The 19,628-nt window shown below is 42.0% G+C and carries 11 protein-coding genes; 3 read left to right on the forward strand and 8 right to left on the reverse strand.

Features of this window, described 5'->3' with window-relative positions:
* Positions 1-40: 40 nt before the first annotated feature.
* The 7 genes from ACSBL2_RS19950 to ACSBL2_RS19980 form a co-directional block, all read right to left on the reverse strand.
* Complete coding sequence (locus ACSBL2_RS19950; protein ID WP_442588314.1) at positions 41-2,434, reverse strand: ABC transporter permease; 2,394 nt, start codon at positions 2,432-2,434, stop codon at positions 41-43.
* Positions 2,435-2,524: 90 nt separating this feature from the next.
* The gene (locus tag ACSBL2_RS19955) at positions 2,525-4,915 is read right to left on the reverse strand and encodes an ABC transporter permease (protein ID WP_442588315.1); all 2,391 of its coding nucleotides are present in this window, start codon (positions 4,913-4,915) and stop codon (positions 2,525-2,527) included.
* Positions 4,916-4,986: 71 nt separating this feature from the next.
* On the reverse strand, positions 4,987-7,353 hold the full coding sequence (locus tag ACSBL2_RS19960; RefSeq protein ID WP_442588316.1) for an ABC transporter permease: 2,367 nt from the start codon (positions 7,351-7,353) through the stop codon (positions 4,987-4,989).
* 32 nt (positions 7,354-7,385) lie between these two features.
* Positions 7,386-9,749 carry an ABC transporter permease gene (locus ACSBL2_RS19965; RefSeq protein ID WP_442588317.1) on the reverse strand — a complete coding sequence of 788 codons (2,364 nt, stop codon included), beginning with the start codon at positions 9,747-9,749 and terminating at the stop codon, positions 7,386-7,388.
* 100 nt (positions 9,750-9,849) lie between these two features.
* Positions 9,850-12,228 carry an ABC transporter permease gene (locus ACSBL2_RS19970; RefSeq protein WP_442588318.1) on the reverse strand — a complete coding sequence of 793 codons (2,379 nt, stop codon included), beginning with the start codon at positions 12,226-12,228 and terminating at the stop codon, positions 9,850-9,852.
* Positions 12,229-12,290: 62 nt separating this feature from the next.
* Positions 12,291-12,989: an ABC transporter ATP-binding protein gene (locus ACSBL2_RS19975; protein WP_442588319.1), complete on the reverse strand. Its 699-nt coding sequence runs from the start codon at positions 12,987-12,989 to the stop codon at positions 12,291-12,293.
* Between the two features lie 96 nt (positions 12,990-13,085).
* Positions 13,086-14,345 carry an efflux RND transporter periplasmic adaptor subunit gene (locus ACSBL2_RS19980; RefSeq protein WP_442588320.1) on the reverse strand — a complete coding sequence of 420 codons (1,260 nt, stop codon included), beginning with the start codon at positions 14,343-14,345 and terminating at the stop codon, positions 13,086-13,088.
* A gap of 161 nt (positions 14,346-14,506) precedes the next feature.
* On the opposite strand from ACSBL2_RS19980, the gene ACSBL2_RS19985 reads away from it, so the two are divergent.
* Genes ACSBL2_RS19985 through ACSBL2_RS19995 form a run of 3 tightly spaced genes read left to right on the forward strand, consistent with a single transcriptional unit; the run spans position 14,507 to position 18,315 of the window.
* On the forward strand, positions 14,507-15,877 hold the full coding sequence (locus ACSBL2_RS19985; RefSeq protein WP_442588321.1) for a sigma-54-dependent transcriptional regulator: 1,371 nt from the start codon (positions 14,507-14,509) through the stop codon (positions 15,875-15,877).
* Positions 15,878-15,880: 3 nt separating this feature from the next.
* Positions 15,881-17,239 carry a sensor histidine kinase gene (locus tag ACSBL2_RS19990; RefSeq protein ID WP_442588322.1) on the forward strand — a complete coding sequence of 453 codons (1,359 nt, stop codon included), beginning with the start codon at positions 15,881-15,883 and terminating at the stop codon, positions 17,237-17,239.
* Between the two features lie 23 nt (positions 17,240-17,262).
* Positions 17,263-18,315, forward strand: a complete 1,053-nt coding sequence (locus tag ACSBL2_RS19995; protein ID WP_442588323.1) for a 2Fe-2S iron-sulfur cluster-binding protein — start codon at positions 17,263-17,265, stop codon at positions 18,313-18,315.
* A gap of 36 nt (positions 18,316-18,351) precedes the next feature.
* On the opposite strand, the gene ACSBL2_RS20000 is transcribed toward ACSBL2_RS19995, so the two are convergent.
* A complete protein-coding gene (locus ACSBL2_RS20000; RefSeq protein WP_442588324.1) occupies positions 18,352-19,626 on the reverse strand; it encodes a glucose-1-phosphate adenylyltransferase in 1,275 nt (424 codons plus the stop codon).
* Between the last annotated feature and the right edge of the window lie 2 nt (positions 19,627-19,628).

A 19,628-nucleotide genomic window follows, 5' to 3' on the forward strand; every position in this document is an offset into this window, starting at 1 on the left:
ATAGTTCTTATGTTCCACCATATCATTCCTAAACGGACAACTATTCGTATTTCAAAGCATCAATAGGGTTGGTCCGCGCCGCCCTGTAAGAACGCAGACTCACGGTAACCAAAGTGGTTACCATAGAAATAAACATCGCAACAACAAATGGCCAGATACTGAGTTCTATCCTGTAAGCAAACCCATTCAACCAACCCCTGACAAAAAAGTAAGCCAAAGGCCAGGCGACTACATTGGCAAAAAACACCATCAGCAGAAAGGAACCATTTAACATTTTCACCAGTTCAAAGTTACTTGCCCCCAGTACTTTCCTAATCGCTACCTCCCTGGTACGCTGAGAGGCGACAAAAGATATCAATCCGAATAAACCAATAAACGAAATAAAGATAATCACTCCGGAAAACACACGGAACAAAATACCCATTACCCGTTCGGTATCATAGTATTCATTCAGGTCATCGTTTATAAAATTGCTACTGTATACATCATCCGGGAAACTGACATCCCATAACTTCTTTACTTCTTTCATCACTTCCAGCATCCGCTTGCTTTCCATTTTCACTGCCATGTTGTAATAGGAAGCTTTGTCAGACGAAATGGCTATCGGTGTAATCTCTTCATGTAGAGATTTATCATTGAAATCTTTCGCTACCCCTACAATTCGCGCCGTGGCATTATTGATTTTTAGCAGCTTCCCTAATGCTTCCTCAGGAGCTGAAATATTTACCTTCTTTAAAAACGTTTCATTCACAATATATGCATTGGTCGTATCGCTTTTGGGTAAGGGTTTACCGGCCACCAACTCCAGTCCGAAAGTTTCAAAATAATGCATATCAGCACTCATGGTCCGTACTTGAAAATCCGTCACTTCTTTTCCATTCAGATAAAAATTAGTCTCAGAAACATTCTGAGAGGAGGGCGGAGTATCAAAATAACTTACATTCATTACCCCAGGCAGACTGAGCAAACGGGTTTTGAAATTGTCATATCTGCTCTTACTCAGGCTGTCATCAGGTACACTCACTAAAGCTACAGCATCCGGATTAAATCCCAAAGGTTTCTGACGCAGGTAGTTCATCTGCTTCAACACAATCAATGTGGAGATGATCAATATAATCGTGATGGCAAACTGAACGACAACCAGAACCTGACGTAGTCCCATACCTCCACTGTTTACTGTTACTTTGTTTTTGATGGCGAGTGCGGGACTAAAACCAGACATGATCAGGGCCGGGTAAAAACCTGCCAGGAAGCTGACCAGAATTACCAGCACAAGCAGGAAAAGAAAAATAACGGGATGTTTCAGCAGACTAAAGGAGATCTCTTCATTGAAAAGTTCCTTCAGATAAGGCAATGCCATTTCTGTAAGTACACAGGCAATTAAAACGGCTATAACCGTAATGGTGATCGTCTCCCCCAGAAACTGCATGACCAGCTGCCTGCGGTCGCTTCCTAAAACTTTACGAACGCCAACCTCCTTTGAACGGTTTACGGCTTGTGCAGTTGCCAGATTGATAAAATTGATGCAGGCTGTCAGCAATAGAAAAGCGCCGATGACAATTAACCCATACAGTTCCTTTTTTGCCATTGTTTTGCCTGCAAAGTTCCCATAAGTACTATTGTTATGGATATCCTTCAAGGGTTGAAAAGAATGATGATTTCCATCGCCAGTACTACTCTTTTTATACACCTTTTGGTGAAATCTGACAAGTGCGGCATCAAGATCGTGAATATTTATGCCTTCTTTTAAGAGCAGGTAACATTCTGAACTGGAAGATACCCAGGACCAGGATTTAAGATTTCTGCGTGCAAATGTTGGATAGCTGACCACAATTTTTAGCGGGAGACTTGTATTCGCCGCCTGATCATCAAATATTCCGGTAACTTTTAAAAGAACATTCTTCTTGAATACGATAGTTTTACCGAGGGCTTTCTGCCAGTCCCCAAAATATAAGGCCGCTTTTTCCTTTGACAGTGCAACCGTATTCGGTTCTGCCAGTGCCTCATGTGGTTTGCCTGAAAGCCAGGTAAAACTGAAAATATCAAAAAAATCAGCTTGTGTATAATAAATACTACTTTCTTCTTTGAATCTGATTTTACCTTCGGCATCTTTTACCCCTATGACTCCCCTGCCGGATTGAATGGCTGCTACTTTCTCAAACTGAGGAAATTCTGTACGCATTTCCTCAGCAAATGGTATTGGAACACCCTGACTGCCATCAACGCTGCCATTGCTGTATTTCCAGTCCGTTACCCCCCTGTAAATCCTATCCTTGTTTTCGAACTGCTGGTCGAAACTGAACTGGTACCGTACAAATATAAAAATAAGAATACAGCTGGCCATTCCGATAGAAAGTCCAGCGATATTAATCAACGTATAACCTTTGTTTTTCCAAAGGTTTCTTAAAGCGATTTTGAGGTTTAATTTAAACATAACGTTTATCGGTCATCAGGTTGGGAAACATTTATCGGTTCTTTGTGGTATTCAGCATCCATGCAGTCATTTGCCATATTCAGGCTGTATTTATTCATATTTTAAAGTATCCACAGGATTGGCATTCGCTGATTTATAAGACTGCAGACTCACTATGGTTATGGTGAGCAGCAGCGTGAAACAACCTGAAAGGATAAAGGGTAAAACAGAAAGCGCTATTCTGAAAGCAAACGCATCAAGCCATTTACTCAAGACCAGGTAAGCAATTGGCCAGGCAATCAGATTGGCAACCAACACCAGGACCACAAACTGCTTGTTCAGCAACTTAAGGATATCCAGTAAAGAAGCACCGAGTACTTTCCTGATACCTATTTCCTTACGCCTTCGCTGGGTGTTAAATGCAGCAATTGCAAACAGGCCCATTAAAGCAAGCACCACAGTCACCACAGAAAGCAAACCGATAATACTGCGGAGCTGTTGCTGCTGATGAAGCATGGCAGCAAATGTCTGATCGAGGAAAGTGTATTTCATGGGGAACTGTGGTTCCAGCTTTTGCCAGGCTTCTTCAATCTTTGCCAGCGTTTCCGCAGAATTTCCAGTGCCTATATTGACCAGTACATACCGTAATGCATTCCCCTGCATATATTGGAAGACCAATGGTTGGATGGCCTTTTCAGGACTATAATGGTTAAAATCTTTCACCAGGCCTATTACCCTGAAATCGGTGTTCCTATGGATGATTTTACCTATCGGATTGACCAGATTAAAACTGCGTGCTGCTGTTTCGGTAATGATAATTGAATTTACGGTATCTGCCACATGGGCTGAACTGTACTCCCTGCCTTCCAGCAGTTTCATTCCTAAAGTAGAAAAATAGTCGACATCTACAGTAATAAAACCTGTATTGTATGACTTGCCATTTATACGGTAAGAATTCCCCCCTAAATCTTCACCAGGCAGGTGATCCGCACGTGAAATGGTGTTGACACCCTGAATGCCTTTAAGGGTATTTTTTATCTGATGAAAGTGCGCATCGCTCACATCCTGCATCATACTGATGGCCAATACCTGCTCCGGTTTATACCCCAGGTCTTTACGCTGCATATAATTCAGCTGACTGTTGATGATCCATATTCCGGAAACAAACAATACCGCAATGGAAAACTGGACAACAATCAATACATTCCTTAATAAAGCCCCACTGTTGCTGGTTCCAAAATTCCCTTTAAGCACCTTTGCAGGAATAATGTTGCTAATCATCAGCGCAGGATAAAGTCCTACAAGAAAAGTAAGCACCAACAGGACCAGAAGCACCTGAGCCAGAACCTGCTGATAATCTTTCCATTCTTCAAGAACAATAGAGCTGCCTGCCATGTGGTTAAAAACCGGCAGCAATAATTCAACTGCTACCAAAGCCAGCACAAAACTCAGCAGACACTGCATGGCAGTTTCTACAATAAACTGGATACCAATCTGCATTTTCTGGGCACCCAATACTTTTCTTACCCCCGTTTCTTTCGCTCTCCGGCTGGCCATGGTAACCGATAAATTGCTGAAATTCACGGCAGCAATAACAATCACCAGAACGGCTACCACCAGCATCATGTACATATAGGTTCCGATGCCATTTCCTGGAAACTCATACTCCACATTGGATTTGGTGAGATGAATATCCGCAACTGACTGCAGGTACAGCCGGTCACTTTCGATGACTCCAGCCAGCCCCGCCTGTTCATCAATAGGAAGCTTTCTTAATTCAGCCTTCATCACTTCTTTGCGGGTAGTATTAAACAACTGTTCCGTTTGATTGATATCAGCAGGAGAGGAATGAAGCCTCACATAGGTATAATAGTTATTGCTGTAATAATCATCAGATGCACTATTTTTGAACCTGCGGATCATCTTAAATTTAAAATGAGAAGGGTATCTTGCCTCATCTACGACAGCATCAATGATATACCCTTCCTTATTGTCGAGCATAATTGTTTCCCCAACCGGATTAACGCCTTTACCGAAAAGGATCTCACTTGTTTCTTTACTCATCACGAGAGATTTGGGTGCCATCATGGCTTTATCAAGATTTCCATACAATGCAGGATAAGCAAAGACCTTAAAGAAATTACTGTCCACCAGCAGGATATTATCCAGGTAAAGGCTTTTAGCTTTTGTCTTTACCAACAGATCACCCCACCAGTAATCCTGTATCCGTGTAGCAGCAGCTACCGCAGCGATTTTTTCATTGCTATAGGTAGCCATATTGCCAGGGCTCAGCGCTACATCTTCTCCATTTCCCCTATAATTTACCCGGTATATCTTTTGATAGTCGGCACTCCAGCTATCATAACGGCGCTGATCATTGGCATATAAAGCCGCCAGAATAAAAATAGTCAGCGCAACAGCGAGACCGGCTATGCTGATCAATGCATAGGTGCTATTCTTCCATAAGTTACGCAATGCGATTTTCAGGTTCAGTTTAAACATCTTTATTCAATGGAAAAAATTAATCTATCTCTATTATTTATCTACAGGCAGCATATATCAGGTATCAATTTCTATTCATACTTCAGTGCATCGACAGGATTGGCTTTCGCGACTTTAAAAGATTGCACACTTACCGTAATGATGGCAATGAGAATGGATAAACAGAAAGAGATGAGAAAAGGCAATGCCGTTACCGGCACCCTGAAACTGAAAGCAGCAAGCCATTTGCTGATCAGGATATAGGCTATAGGAAATGCGATCACATTGGCAATCCCCACCAGCTTGATAAAATCCCTGTTCAATAAACTGACAATATTCACATTACTTGCCCCCAGCACTTTACGGATACTGATTTCTTTTTTACGCTGTTCAGCCATATACAAGGCCAGCCCCAGTAATCCCAGACAGGAAATAAAAATGGCAAATCCACCGAACCACCTCGATATCGTACCGACCAGTTTTTCATCCTGGAATTTCTTTTCAAAACTGTCATCCACGAATTTCACCTCTACCGGGAAACCAGGATTGAGGCTCTCAGTGATTTCTTTAATTTGCTGTACAGAGGTACTCCTATTTTGTCCGTTATTTAATCGTGCAACCAGCGTCCCGAAATCAGCTGTATGATAATAAACGATCATAGGAATAACCTTTTCATAGGGAGATTCCATCACAAAATCTTTCATGATCCCAATAACCGTAACCGGCTTGTCCCAAAAGGTAATGGTAGCCCCCAATGTTGTTTTTAAGCCCATCGCTTTCACTGCAGCTTCATTCACAATTACATTGGCTGTATCTGTTTTCTGAGGGATGAACTCTCTGCCACTCAGCATAACCGTACCAATGGTTCTGACAAAGTCATACCCCGCACTGCGGAAATTAAAGGTTGTTTCCTCACCGACCTTTTTTCCGGGCCACTCTACACCAAAAGTATTGCCTCCATCGAGGGTTATGCTCCTGCTGAAAAAAGTAACATCCGTTACCGCACCCGATTTCAGTAACTGTGCTTTCCATAATTCCAATTTTTGTTTATCGCCAATTTGTGGTCCCTGTACCTCCAGTTCAACCAGGTTATTTTTGCTATATCCTATCGGTTTATTTTTTACAAATTGTAATTGCTGATAGATCACTATTGTACAGACAATCAGGCATGCTGCAAATACAAACTGAGATACGACCAATATCTGCCGGAAAGAAACTGAAGATTGCGTAGTCGCCCTGGTTCCTTTCAACACCTGTACAGGCTGGAAAGAAGACAGGTAAAATGCCGGATAACTTCCTGCAAATACACCAGTTACCAAGGTAAGTCCTGTAAATACACCCCAGAATTTCCAGTCCCTATAATCAATAGTCAATTCGGTTCTTAAAACACCATTGATATAAGGCAGACTCAGTTCTATGAGAACAAAAGCGGCCAGCATCCCCAGAACAGACAGCAATACAGACTCCAGCATAAATTGTGCAATCAGTGAATTACGGGAAGAACCGATTGCTTTTCTGACTCCAACTTCCTTCGCCCTCTTCTCCGATTTTGCGGTAGAAAGGTTCATAAAATTGACACAGGCGATCAGGAGGATACAAAAGGCAAGCATAAGAAATATCCGTACCTGATCAATTTTTCCACCTACCGGTTTTCCATTCTCAAATTCACTATACAGGTTCCATTTTTCTATAGGATAAAGGAAGAATCCTTCAATCTTACGCTGGTGCTGATAGCGATGTATGTGGTAAACTTCTTGATTAGCCCTTTTAAAACTCTCCTGATTTTGAAGCTGTACCATTGTCAGACAAAAGTTTCCACCCCAGCCTATCTCTTTTAATTCCGGGTCAAGTTTTAACCATAAGCTCCATGGCAACAGGTAATCGAATACGATGCTACTGTTTTTAGGAATATCTGCTATCACTGCTTCAACCTTTAACATCTCTTTATTTTCCAGTTTAACCATTTTGTTGATAGGATCTTCATCACCAAACAGGTTTCTGGCCATTGTTTCTGTCAGGATCACCACGTTCACACCCTTTAATGCTTTTTCCGGATTACCCTTGAGAAATTTGTAATCCTGTATTTTAAGAAACTCCGGATCGGCATACACTTTCCGCTTTTTCACCATGTTATCCCCATAACTGATTAATCCTATGGAAGGATAACTGGAATGAGAAGCAAGGGCAAGGTCAGAAATTTTACTTTTCAATTCAGGTGCAAGTACCCCCGGAGACCAGCTATGGCTGCTTAAACCTGTACTCGAATTAACCGTAGTAAAAACGATATAGGTGTTCTTATAATTTTTTGATTGTTTATCATAATTCCATTCATAGGCAACATATAACAGCAAAACCATGCAACTGGACAGGCCAATTGCCAGTCCTCCCACATTGATGAATGTAAATAATTTGTTTTTCCAGAGACTCCTCAGCGCAATTTTAAAGTTTAACCTGAACATATTGATCTTTTTTTGACCCCTATTAAAATGAACTATTCGTATTTTAATGCATCCACCGGATTCGCTTTCGCCACCTTGAAAGATTGTACACTCACTGTTAAAATGGCAATCAGAATAGACAATATGGAGGCAATGACAAAAGGAACCGGTGAAATGTCAATTCTGAAATCAAAATTAGACAGCCATTTATTAATTAGTATATATCCAATAGGAAATGCTATCACATTGGCAATCAATACAAGTCGGATAAAGTCTTTATTTAACAACAGAAGAATACTCATTGAATCTGCTCCCAATACCTTGCGGATACTGATCTCTTTTTTTCGCTGTTCTGCCATATATAAGGCAAGCCCTAAAAGTCCAATAGAAGAAATAAAGATAGCGAAACCACCAAACCAATTTGATAAAGTCCCCAGCAACTTCTCATTGTGGTACTTCCTTTCAAAATTATCATCAACAAAATTGAGATCGACAGGATAATCAGGATTTATAGACAATACCTGCTCATTGATAACTTTCACTGCCATACTCAGATTTTGGTTACCTGCCACCCGTAACAGGATCTTCTGCGCATCTGCAGGTGAATACCCTATAATTGTTGGCGTTGCTGGTCTGTATGGCGACTCAACCGCATAATCTTTCACAATACCAATCACGGTAACCGGTTTTTCATTCCATACCAGTTTAGCCCCCAGGGCTTGCTTCAATCCGGTCATTTTAGCCAATGCCTCATTGATGACCACATTGGCAGAATCCTGTCGACCTCTTTCAAAATCACGCCCTGATAGCAGTTTCATGGCTGTTGTCTTTACCAAATCATAACCTGTTAACCGGAAATTCACTAATATAGTGGCATTGGGGTTTTTTCCTTCCCATTCTACCCCATACCCATTATTTCCACCACTAGTAATGGAGGTAGACAGGGTGCTTGCCGAGGTCACAACCCCACTTTTCATCAATTGATCTTTCAATAACTGAAATTTCTCCGCCTTTCGGAGTTCGCCCTGCACCGGTATTTCAATCAGGTTGTTTTTATTATACCCTACAGGTTTGTTTTTGATAAAACTTAGCTGCTGATAAATTACAATGGTACATATCATTACACAGGTAGCAAATACAAACTGAAAGACAACCAGTAATCGCCGTACAGACAAAGTTGACTTTCCACTATTGGTAAAACCTTTTAATACTTTAATGGGATCAAACGAGGACAGATAAAATGCAGGGTAACTTCCGGCAACAAGGCCAGTCATCAGTGAAAGTCCCAAAAACATAGCCCAGAATGTCCATTCCTGATAATTAATTGTCAGGCTAAGCCTTATTAAACCATTGAAATAAGGCAGCATAACTTCCAGCAGTATAAATGCAACCAACATACTGATCAGCGCAAGCAATACAGATTCCATCATAAACTGAACCACCAGATTGTTTTTTGATGACCCTATTGCTTTACGCACGCCAACTTCCTTGGCGCGTTTTTCTGATCTGGCGGTAGACAGGTTCATGAAATTCACACAGGCGATCAGAAGAATACAGACAGCTAATAAAAAGAAGATCTGCAACTGCTGGATGCGACCACCGACAGACTTTCCATTACTGAAATTATTATACAAATGATTTTTTGATAGTGGATGCATGAAAGCTTCACTATTGGAGTATTTTTCATGTTTTTTAATCATCCCCTGTAACAGAAAGTTCGCATTCTTAAAAAAACTATTGTCCTGTAATTGAATTACCGTAAGACAGTAATTATCTCCCCAGCCGGATTCCTTTGTCCAGGGGTTAAGCTTTTCATATAATGCCCAAGGCAGAACATACTCAAACCAGATGCTGCTATTGACCGGTATGTCTGCAATCACCCCCTCAACTTTCAATAACACAGAATTATCCAGTTTTAAGGATTTATTTAGTGGGTTTTCATTTCCAAAAAGTGCTCTGGCAAGGCTTTCTGTGAGAATAATTGAATTGGGATTTTGCAAAAAGCTAGCCCTGTTTCCTTTAATAACTTTATAATTGAAGATTTTGAGGAAATCAACATCGGCATAAGTTGCCGATTTTTTAAAGCTATTCCTTTCATAAGAGATCAGTTGTTGATTGGGATAGGAATATCTCGATACATATTGTATACCAGGAATTTCTACTTTCACAACCGGTGCCATCTCTCCTGGAGTAGAATCAAATGTGAAGATATTATTGTCTGCGGATTGATTATTATAAACAAGATAGGTTTCTTTATAATTTTCTAGCTGTTTATCAAAGCTCCATTCATAAGAGATGTATAACAACAACATCATACAACTGGCAAGGCCAATGGCCAATCCGCCAACATTGATTAAAGTAAAGCCTTTATGTTTCCAAAGGTTCCTTAGTGCTATTTTTAAGTTCAGTTTAAACATTGTACATCTGATTAAAAAATTCTTTTATGATAGTTTTTATGCACATTGACATATGCACTTTTGGTCATTTTTTTCTGCCTGCCGGTTGCTATTGAGCAGACTATTCATATTTGAGGGCATCTACCGGATTTGCCCTTGCAGCTTTATACGCCTGAAAACTCACGGTAAAGAAGGCAATGGCTACTGTTCCAATTGAGGCGAGCAAAATAACCATCCAGCTGATGTTGATATGAAATTCAAATCCCTTCAACCAGCTGTTCATCAGGTATTGCGCCGCAGGTATAGCTATAAAAATGGCCACAACAACCATTTTCAGGAAGCTGAGAGAAAGCAGTTGCATTAAACTGGCCACCGAAGCTCCCAGCACCTTGCGCACCCCGATTTCCTTTGTTCTCTGCTCTGCGCTATAGGCCGCTAAACCAAATAAACCCAAACAGGAGATGAATATGGCCAGTCCCCCGAAAAGGTTAGATAAAATGCCCAGGACTTTCTGTGATTTCAATTTCTCCGCATACAACTGATCCACATAGCTCAGTTCCGCAGGGTATGCCGGATTAATTTCTTTGGCAATGCGCTCAATCGTGGCCATGTTTTCTGATGCAGGTCTTGTTTTGTTCAGGCGCATAGTCACCAAACCATTCCAGCCAGGGTTAAAAGCAACGAGCATTGGCCGGTCACTTTGAAAGGGTGATCCCCAGATAAAGTCTTTAAAAACACCCACCACCATACTTTTCGTTCCATGGTAAACAACCGTTTGTCCAACCGGATTCTTTAGTCCCATGATTTGCACTGCCCGCTCACTCAGCATCACCGCCACACTGTCGGATGCGAACTTTTTAGAGAAGTCACGTCCTTCAATAAGTTTTACACCAGAGGTTTGAATAAAATCATACGTAGTCGCCAGCTGATTGAACACCATTAGCTTACCGGCTTCTTCCATTCCCGGCCATTCCAGACCCCAGAAATTCGACCCATCACTGGAAAGTGTCCGTGAAGATTCATACAGGGAAGTCACGGCTCCCGAGGCCAGCAACCTGGTTTTGAACAGCTCAAATTTTGCCATCAGCTCCCCATCCTGAGGCATCTCTACCAGTTCATTGATCTCATACCCTACCGGCCTGTCCCTTATAAATTGGATCTGCTGATAAATAACGGTAGTAGCGATGATTAAAATCAGGGCAAAGCTGAACTGACCAACCACCAATATCTGTCTAAGTCCAATAGCCTGTATGCCGCGTTTAAGGTTTTTCTTTTTAAGTACCTGTACAGGATTAAAGGAAGACAAATAAAAAGCAGGATAGCTTCCGGCAATTAAACCGGTGAGCAGTACCACAGCAAAAAGGCTTAACCACATATAAGTGTTGGCATAGGCAATTCCGAGCTGTATACCAAGGAGGTTATTAAATAAAGGGAGACAAAGTTCAATTAATGCAATGGCCATTATGGCACTACAGCTGGTCAATACCAGCGATTCCATCAGAAACTGACTCACCAGGCTACCACGGGTAGCACCGATGGTCTTTTTAATGCCTACCTCTTTCGCTCTTTTCTCAGATCTGGCTGTAGCCATATTCATAAAATTGATACAGGCGATAAGGAGGATACCAATGGCTAATCCCATAAACAAACGGACCTGTTCAATTCTGCCGCCATTACTGCTTCCATTGATAAAATTTCCATACAGATGGAGATCTTTATAAGGAAACAGGAAGGGCGTGGCATTGGCAGCATATTGGTCCGTATTCTTTTTAACCAGATTACTGATGCTTTTATTAAACGCATCAATATCAGTTGCAGGATCGAGTTTTACGACCGTTGTCCAGTTGTAATTGGACCATTGCGGGACTTTCACCCAGTCGTACTGCGTTTCATAAAGTGACCAGGGCATCAGAAAATCGAAATTTGCCGAGGTATTTTCCGGCAGGTCCTGTATCACTCCCGTAATCTTAAGGTCTATTTTATTCTCATATTTCACAGACTTATTGAGTACATCGGTCGTCCCAAAAAGCAGCTTAGCCATTGTTTCCGTCAGGACAACCTGATTTGGTGCACTCAAAGCCTTTTCTTTATCTCCAGCGATAAAATTCAAGTCGAATATCTCCAGGAAACCGGCATCTGCAAACCTGGATTTCTTTTTAAAACTATTCTGTCCACTGGCAATCAGGGTCGGTGCATCCCAGCTGTACCGCGTTGCGGCTTTCACTGCCGGATAATCCTGTTTTAAAACAGGTCCGATGACATTACCCGTATTCCAGCCAGTACTCTCAATCTGCCCATTTTTACCCTTAAAATTCGTCAGCACCTGATAAATATGGGTTGCATTTTTACCCCGCTTATCATAGCTCCACTCATAAGATACATAGAGGAGCAATAAAAGGCAGGCAGCTAAACCTATAGCCAGTCCACTTATATTGATCAAAGAAGCTGTTTTATTTCTCCATAGATTTCTAAGTGCTATTCTGAAGTTGAGTTTGAACATGACGAATAATTAAAAGGGTGAAATCACTAGCTGATAGTGAGGGTTAAAACGGGTTGCAAACGCTATATCAATTCTTCGGTACGGCTTTTATTGATCTTCTCAGAGATCACATGACCGTCTTTAAGGTTAATAATCCGGTTAGAAAAGCTGGCATCATGGGAAGAGTGGGTAACCATCACAATGGTAGTCCCCTGCTCATTGAGCTCACAAAGCAATTCCATCACCTCATTCCCATGGGAACTGTCCAGGTTACCCGTAGGCTCATCGGCCAAAACGAGTTTAGGTTTAGTCACCAATGCACGGGCTACGGCTACGCGCTGCTGCTGTCCTCCGGAAAGCTGCTGTGGAAAATGCCCGCTGCGGTTAACAATGTTCATCCGTTCGATCATCTCATTCACCAGCCGTTTACGTTCTGCTGCCGGCACTTTATTATAAATCAGGGGTAACTCAATATTTTCGAATACCGTTAATTCATCAATCAGATTGAAATTTTGAAAGACAAAACCCATATGCTGCTTGCGGAAATTGGAACGCTCCCTGTCGTTCATCGTTAACAGCTCTGTTTCCAGAAACCTGTAACTACCGCTTTCAGGTTTATCAAGCAATCCCATTACGTTTAGCAAAGTAGATTTACCGCAACCAGAAGGGCCCATAATGGAGACAAACTCTCCCGCCTTAACGTGCATATTTATTCCATTCAGGGCTGTGGTTTCCACTTCTTCCGTTTTGTATACTTTTTCAAGGTTCTCAATCTTTATCATCTTCTGATTATTTAGGATTATATCTTTAGGTCTTTTTTATCTGTGGGTGTATGGGGTATTTTGCCAATTATCTTGATTCCTGTTCTATTTTAACAGCTATTTGCTGACTTCGATGATATCATACATATTGAACTGATCGTAGGAAGAAGTAATGACTTCCTCCTCTTTCTGCAGCCCTTCCATGATTTCATAATACTGGTAATTTTTGCGGCCAATTTTTACGTTTCGTTTCTGTGCCTTCCCATCTTTCAGCACAAACACCCAGGAGCCGCCGGTACTTTGGAAAAACTGTCCCTGCGCCAGCAACAGTGATTTACTGTTATCAGACAGGGTAAGCTTTACCTGTAAAGATAAACCTCTTCTTAATTCATCCGGGGATTTACCTTCAAAAACAAGTTCCACCTGGAACTGTCCTCCGGTCACCTCCGGAATAACTTTACGGACCATCAGTTGATAGGTTTTACCATTGAACTCGCAATTTGCGGATTGCCCTTCTTTTACCCTGTTGATATAATACTCATCCACCCCAGCCTGCAGTTTGTATCCTTGCAGCACATCTATTTTACCCAGCATCTCATTGGCCGTATACGACTTCCCTATCACAGGATCATAGGAAGACAATCTGCCGGAAACAGGTGCCTTAATCGTCATGTTCTCAATATTTTGCCTGATGGTTTCCAGACTTTCATTCATTCTGGTTACCGAAATATCAATCTGCTTCAGCTGCATTATACGGCTGTCATTTTCCTGTTTTACCGCGACGCGCATGATATCTTTACGCCCTCTGCTGTATTCATAATCCTGACTGGAGTCATCAAATTCCTGTCTGGTAATCACTTTCTTTGCAAACAGCACACTATCCGTTATATACTTCCTCCGTGCAGTTCTCAGGGTATTCTCAATCAGCATCATATCCTGCGTCATCACCCGCTGGTTCTGTTCCAGATCGAGTCTTACCTTGCGCAATTGATTGATCTGCTCCGTAATACTGGTCTCGCTCGCGGTATAACCGGAAAGCGCATTCGGATTGGCAATCCGCAGCAAGGGTGTACCTTTGATAACGCTGGCTCCGTTTTCAGTGAAGATCTCTGCTACCGTCCCTCCTTCCGGAGAACTCACAATTACAGAAGTCAACGGCACCACGCTGGCATTCAATAAGACGACATCTTCAAAATCGCCGTACACCACTTTACTGATCGTAAGTTTATCAGCATCTGCCTTGTACACCTTACTTAAAGACAATTGGTATCCATAGCCCACGAGGATCAGTAACAACACTCCCCCGGCCATCATATATATTGTTTTTTTATTAAATCTCTTCTTTTGTATAATCTTATCCATTTGATCATTCGTCATGTGTTTTGCTATAAGCGAAGGATATGCCAAAGCAATAAATAATTTTAAAACAATGAATATCAATATTTTAACTATTTTTAACACAAAACACCGTTCAATAACGGACACTTTGTGTACAGCATCGGACAGTTTCATTTAATTTTGAAGAAACCTTTAACTACATGACAGAAGCCAATGTTTTAGTAATAGATGACGATGATGATATCCTGTTAAGCGCAAGGCTATTTTTAAAGCAGCACTTTAACCAGGTAATGACCTGTAAATCTCCCAAGGAGATCAATGTCCTGTTAAGCCATAATGATATAGATATCATTTTGCTGGACATGAATTACCAGAAAGGGGCCAGCAATGGCCGTGAAGGTTTATACTGGCTGGAACACATATTATCTATAGACAAAGATTACGTAGTCATCCTGATGACAGCTTATGGCAATGTGGAACTTGCCGTACAGGCGATCAAACAGGGGGCTACAGATTTTATCCTGAAGCCCTGGGAAAATGATAAGTTGTATGCCACCCTGTCTGCCGCTTCAAAGCTGAGACAATCGACCAAAAAAGTAAAGAAACTGGAGAAAATCCATTCTTCTATACAGACTGATATGGCGAGAAAATTCGAACATATTGTGGGTACCTCTGCCCCTGTCAAACAATTGCAGCATACCTTGCTGAAGGTTGCCCCAACAGATGCAAACGTATTGATCCTGGGAGAAAATGGTACAGGTAAGCAGGTCTTCGCTTATGAACTGCACAAACACTCACTCCGCAAAAACAATATTTTTATGCATGTTGACCTGGGTTCCCTGAATGAGAATTTATTCGAAAGCGAACTGTTTGGTTATGCAAAGGGGGCATTTACCGATGCAAGGGACGACAGACCGGGGCGTTTTGAACTGGCGGATAACGGTACGATATTTCTCGACGAGATTGGAAATCTCTCCCTCCCCCTGCAGTCAAAATTGCTGACTGTACTTCAGAACCGCACAGTCACCCGCTTAGGGGAAAGCAGGGAGCGGAAAGTTAATGTGAGGCTGATCACTGCCACCAATATGCCTTTGAATGAGATGGTTTCCAAAGGTACGTTCCGACAGGATTTACTGTTCAGGATCAATACTGTTGAACTGATCTTACCTGCCTTACACCAGCGCGCAGATGACATCCTATTGCTGGCCAATCACTTCCTCCATACCTTCAGCACTAAATACCACAAGAGTATTTCCCGGATTACAGACAAAGCGGGACAGACTTTATTGAATTACCACTGGCCCGGAAATGTTCGCGAGCTGCAGCATGTCATAGAGCGGGCGGTGATTATGGCCGAAGGTATACAGATTGCTGAAGAAGATTTACAGCTGAGTCCCCAGAAGTTTGGCAGCAATACCCCGGTAATGGCCAATATGGATCTCGAAGAAATGGAAAAAATGATGGTGCAGAAAGCCATTGATACCCACAAGGGAAACATATCCAGAGCTGCTGCCGAACTGGGACTGACCCGTGCCGCATTGTACCGCAGGATAGAAAAATTCGGACTATAGCCTATGTTTTACCAGCGATTTACCTTCCGGCTTATCTTCAAACTGTTATTCATTAATCTGCTGGCAATCGCACTGGCCTACCTGATCCTGAATACACAATTGTGGTTTACCATTGCCGGTATTTCCTGTGTATTCATGGGATGTATCATTTCATTGTACAACTATATCAATCAGATCAGGGAAGATATTAAAAGATTTATCCTGGCTATAAAAACGCGTGACCATACCTTAAATTTCAAAAACAGAAGCACCAGGGGCAGCTTTCCTGAGTTGTATCATTCTTTTGATGAGATTATAAAGACACATAAAGATATCCAGCTGGAACAGGATGCGGTATTTCAGCTGATCAAAACGATCCTGCAACAGGTTCCGGTGGGCGTAATTGTGGTCAGGGAGACCAATAGTCCTGCAGGACAGGGGGAAATCGCCTTTTTTAATGAAGCGGCATCCTCCTTATTGGGCGTTCCTGCCTATAAATACTGGCATAGACTAAAACAACACCTTCCACTTTTTACCCATGAAGTAGAACAAATCAGGCAGGGAGGAAAACGTTTTCTGGAATTGAAAATCCAGGATAAACTCATACAGCTTTCCACTGAAGTTATTCCCCTGAACCTGTATGGTTCAAATTATACCATCATCTCCTTCCAGAATATCAAGGATGAAATTGAGCAGAAAGAGATAGAAGCCTGGAACAGGCTGATTGGGGTCATCTCCCATGAGATCCTCAATTCAATTACCCCTATCAGTTCTTTATCTGATACGGTGAACAGCATGGTGACGAACAGGGATTTCCTGAATAAAGAGGACCTGGAAGATCTTAAACCAGCCATTCAAACCATTAAAAGAAGATCTGAAGGGCTACTTGATTTCGTAAAAGATTACCGTTTAATTGCCGAGTTGCCTACACCTGAATTGCAGTTCCATAGCATTGGGGAGATTCTGCAACATATCAAAATATTGATGCAGCCTTTTGCCGCAGCAAAAAATGTAAAGCTGAATGTGGGACAAACTTCCTCCAAGATCACGGTGAATGTAGACCTCAAACTGGTAGAACAGGCACTGATTAACCTGGTGACCAACAGTATACATGCCCTGGAAAATATTGACCAGCCGCTGATAGAAATCAACTACCGTTTAGAACAGAACAAGTTATTCATTGAGGTAGCAGATAACGGTAAAGGTGTGGAACCCGATCTCCTGGAAAAGATTTTCGTTCCTTTCTTTACCACCAGAAAGGCCGGTTCAGGCATAGGGTTAACCATCACGCGCAACATCATGAAAATGCACTACGGTAGTCTGGAAGTCAATTCTATCCCTTCTGAGCGCACGGTGTTTTCCCTGGTCTTCAATTATGTGTAGGGAATTTGATAGATTTGCAGGGTATGACCACATTGCAGTTACGTATCACAGAGATTTCTATACAACCGGGAGATAACGTTTTTATTAGCCTGGAACCCCTGGATGGGGTGATTCCTGATTATCTGCCGGGACAGTTCTTAACTGTTTTGTTTCAGCTGAATGGTAAAGAAATCAGGCGTTCTTACTCCATCTGCAGTTCTGCAGCCTTAAATGAGCCCCTCAGTATTGCGGTTAAACTGGTAGAGAACGGAGAAATTTCTACTTATCTGCACCATAAAACAAGGCTGGGTGATATCCTGACAGCTTTGCCTCCGGCCGGAATTTTCACCTATTCACCTATTGCTGAAATTAAACGTACCGTTTTTCTGTTTGCTGCAGGTGTGGGTATCACACCTGTATTTGCGATCCTTAAGACTGCATTAACGACAGAAATCCATTCTAAAATCGTATTGATTTACAGTAATAAATCTCAATCCGGCACCTTGTTTTATGAGGAGTTGAACCAATGGCAAAAACAATATCCTGAACGCTTTAAACTCATTTATTTGTTCAGTGATTCCAAACGGTTGCAGATGGCCAGGTTAAACAGCTTCCTGATCCGTGACCTGCTGAATGCAAACCTGGAATATGACCAGTCTGATGCTTTATGTTATACCTGCGGTCCCATTGATTATATGGTATCCTGCAGGATCTGGCTATTGGCAGCAGGATTCAGGCTAGACCAAATTAAAAGGGAAACCTATTTTATTCCGGAAGATGAAGGGGATGATGATGATACTTCAGAGAAAGAAGTAAAAGATAAGAATACGTATACTGTAGTACTGGAATTTAACAGGGAAGTATATCAGCTGGAAGTCCCTTATTATAAAAGAATTTTGCAGGTGGCACTGGAGCACAATATCAACGTTCCTTACAGTTGTCGTGCAGGCATTTGCAGTTCCTGTGTGGCAACCTGTACTGCCGGTGGGGTGAAAATGGATTACAATGAAATCCTGACGGATCAGGAGATTGAACAGGGCAGGGTGTTAATCTGCACTGCTCATCCTACTGTAAATAATACTAAAATAGTGATTTAATCACCTATGAATGGGTTTTGCTCTACCTGCCATTTGTTATCCGATAACCGTGCCATCAGGAATAATTGACCCTTTTTTTACGACTACAATACCATCTTTGATCACATAAAAACTGAAATCACCATCAGGTAAATGGGCTCCGCCTTTGATCTGTACATCATTACCTATTCTGCAATTCTTATCTACAATTGCATTGATGATGGTACAACGGTCGCCGATACCGATCAGGGGATTGCCCGCAGCAACTTCCTCAGCGATCTCTGTAAGCGTCTGGTAACGGTCGCTTCCCATAATGTAAGCATTTTCGATAGTGGTTCCATTTCCGATACGGGAACGGATACCAATGACAGAATGTTTAATACAATCTGCATTAAGGATACAGCCTTCGGCAATAACTGCTTTATTCAGTGAGGTGCTCAGAATTTTTGTTGGTGGCAACATCCTTGGGCGCGTAAAGATACTCTGGTGACTGTCAAAAAGATTGAATTCCGGAATATCATCTGTTAAACCCAAATTGGCCTCAAAGAAAGAACAGATATTACCGATATCAGTCCAGTACCCTTCATATTGGAAACTTAATACCTTTTGCTCCTTCAATACACGTGGGATAATTTCTTTACCGAAGTCCTTTTCATCAGGGTTCTCGGCAAAAATACGCACCAGCAGATCACGGTTAAAAATATAAATACCCATTGAGGCAAGATAATTACGTCCCAACGCCTGCATTTCCGGACCTGTATCTGATCCCCAGTCTACCAGCAGGTCAGCGCTTGGTTTCTCTATAAATGAGGTAATGATATTTTCCTCATTTGCCTTAAGAATACCAAAGCTTGTAGCATCTTTCGCCGTACTTGGTATCGTAGCCAGGGTGACTTCTGCCCCGCTTGCTTCGTGTGCCAGTAACATTTCATTAAAATCCATCTGGTAGAGCTGATCACCAGATAAGATCAATACATATTCAAACTCATGCTGCAGCAGGTGATGCATGGTCTGACGCACGGCATCGGCTGTTCCCTGAAACCAGGTTGGGTTATCCGGTGTCTGCTCAGCTGCAAGGATATCTACAAAGGCATCACTGAAATGGCTGAAGTGATACGTATTTTTAATATGTTTATTAAGTGAGGCGGAATTGAACTGAGTAAGTACAAACATACGGTGGATTCCTGAATTCAGACAGTTTGAAATCGGGATATCAACTAACCGGTATTTTCCTGCGATCGGAACAGCAGGTTTTGAACGGGTTTGGGTAAGCGGCGATAATCTGGAGCCCTGGCCACCGCCAAGGATAACTCCTAAAACTTTTTCAGTCATAT

This window comes from Pedobacter sp. AW31-3R, from assembly GCF_052180285.1.
Taxonomy (GTDB): domain Bacteria; phylum Bacteroidota; class Bacteroidia; order Sphingobacteriales; family Sphingobacteriaceae; genus Pedobacter.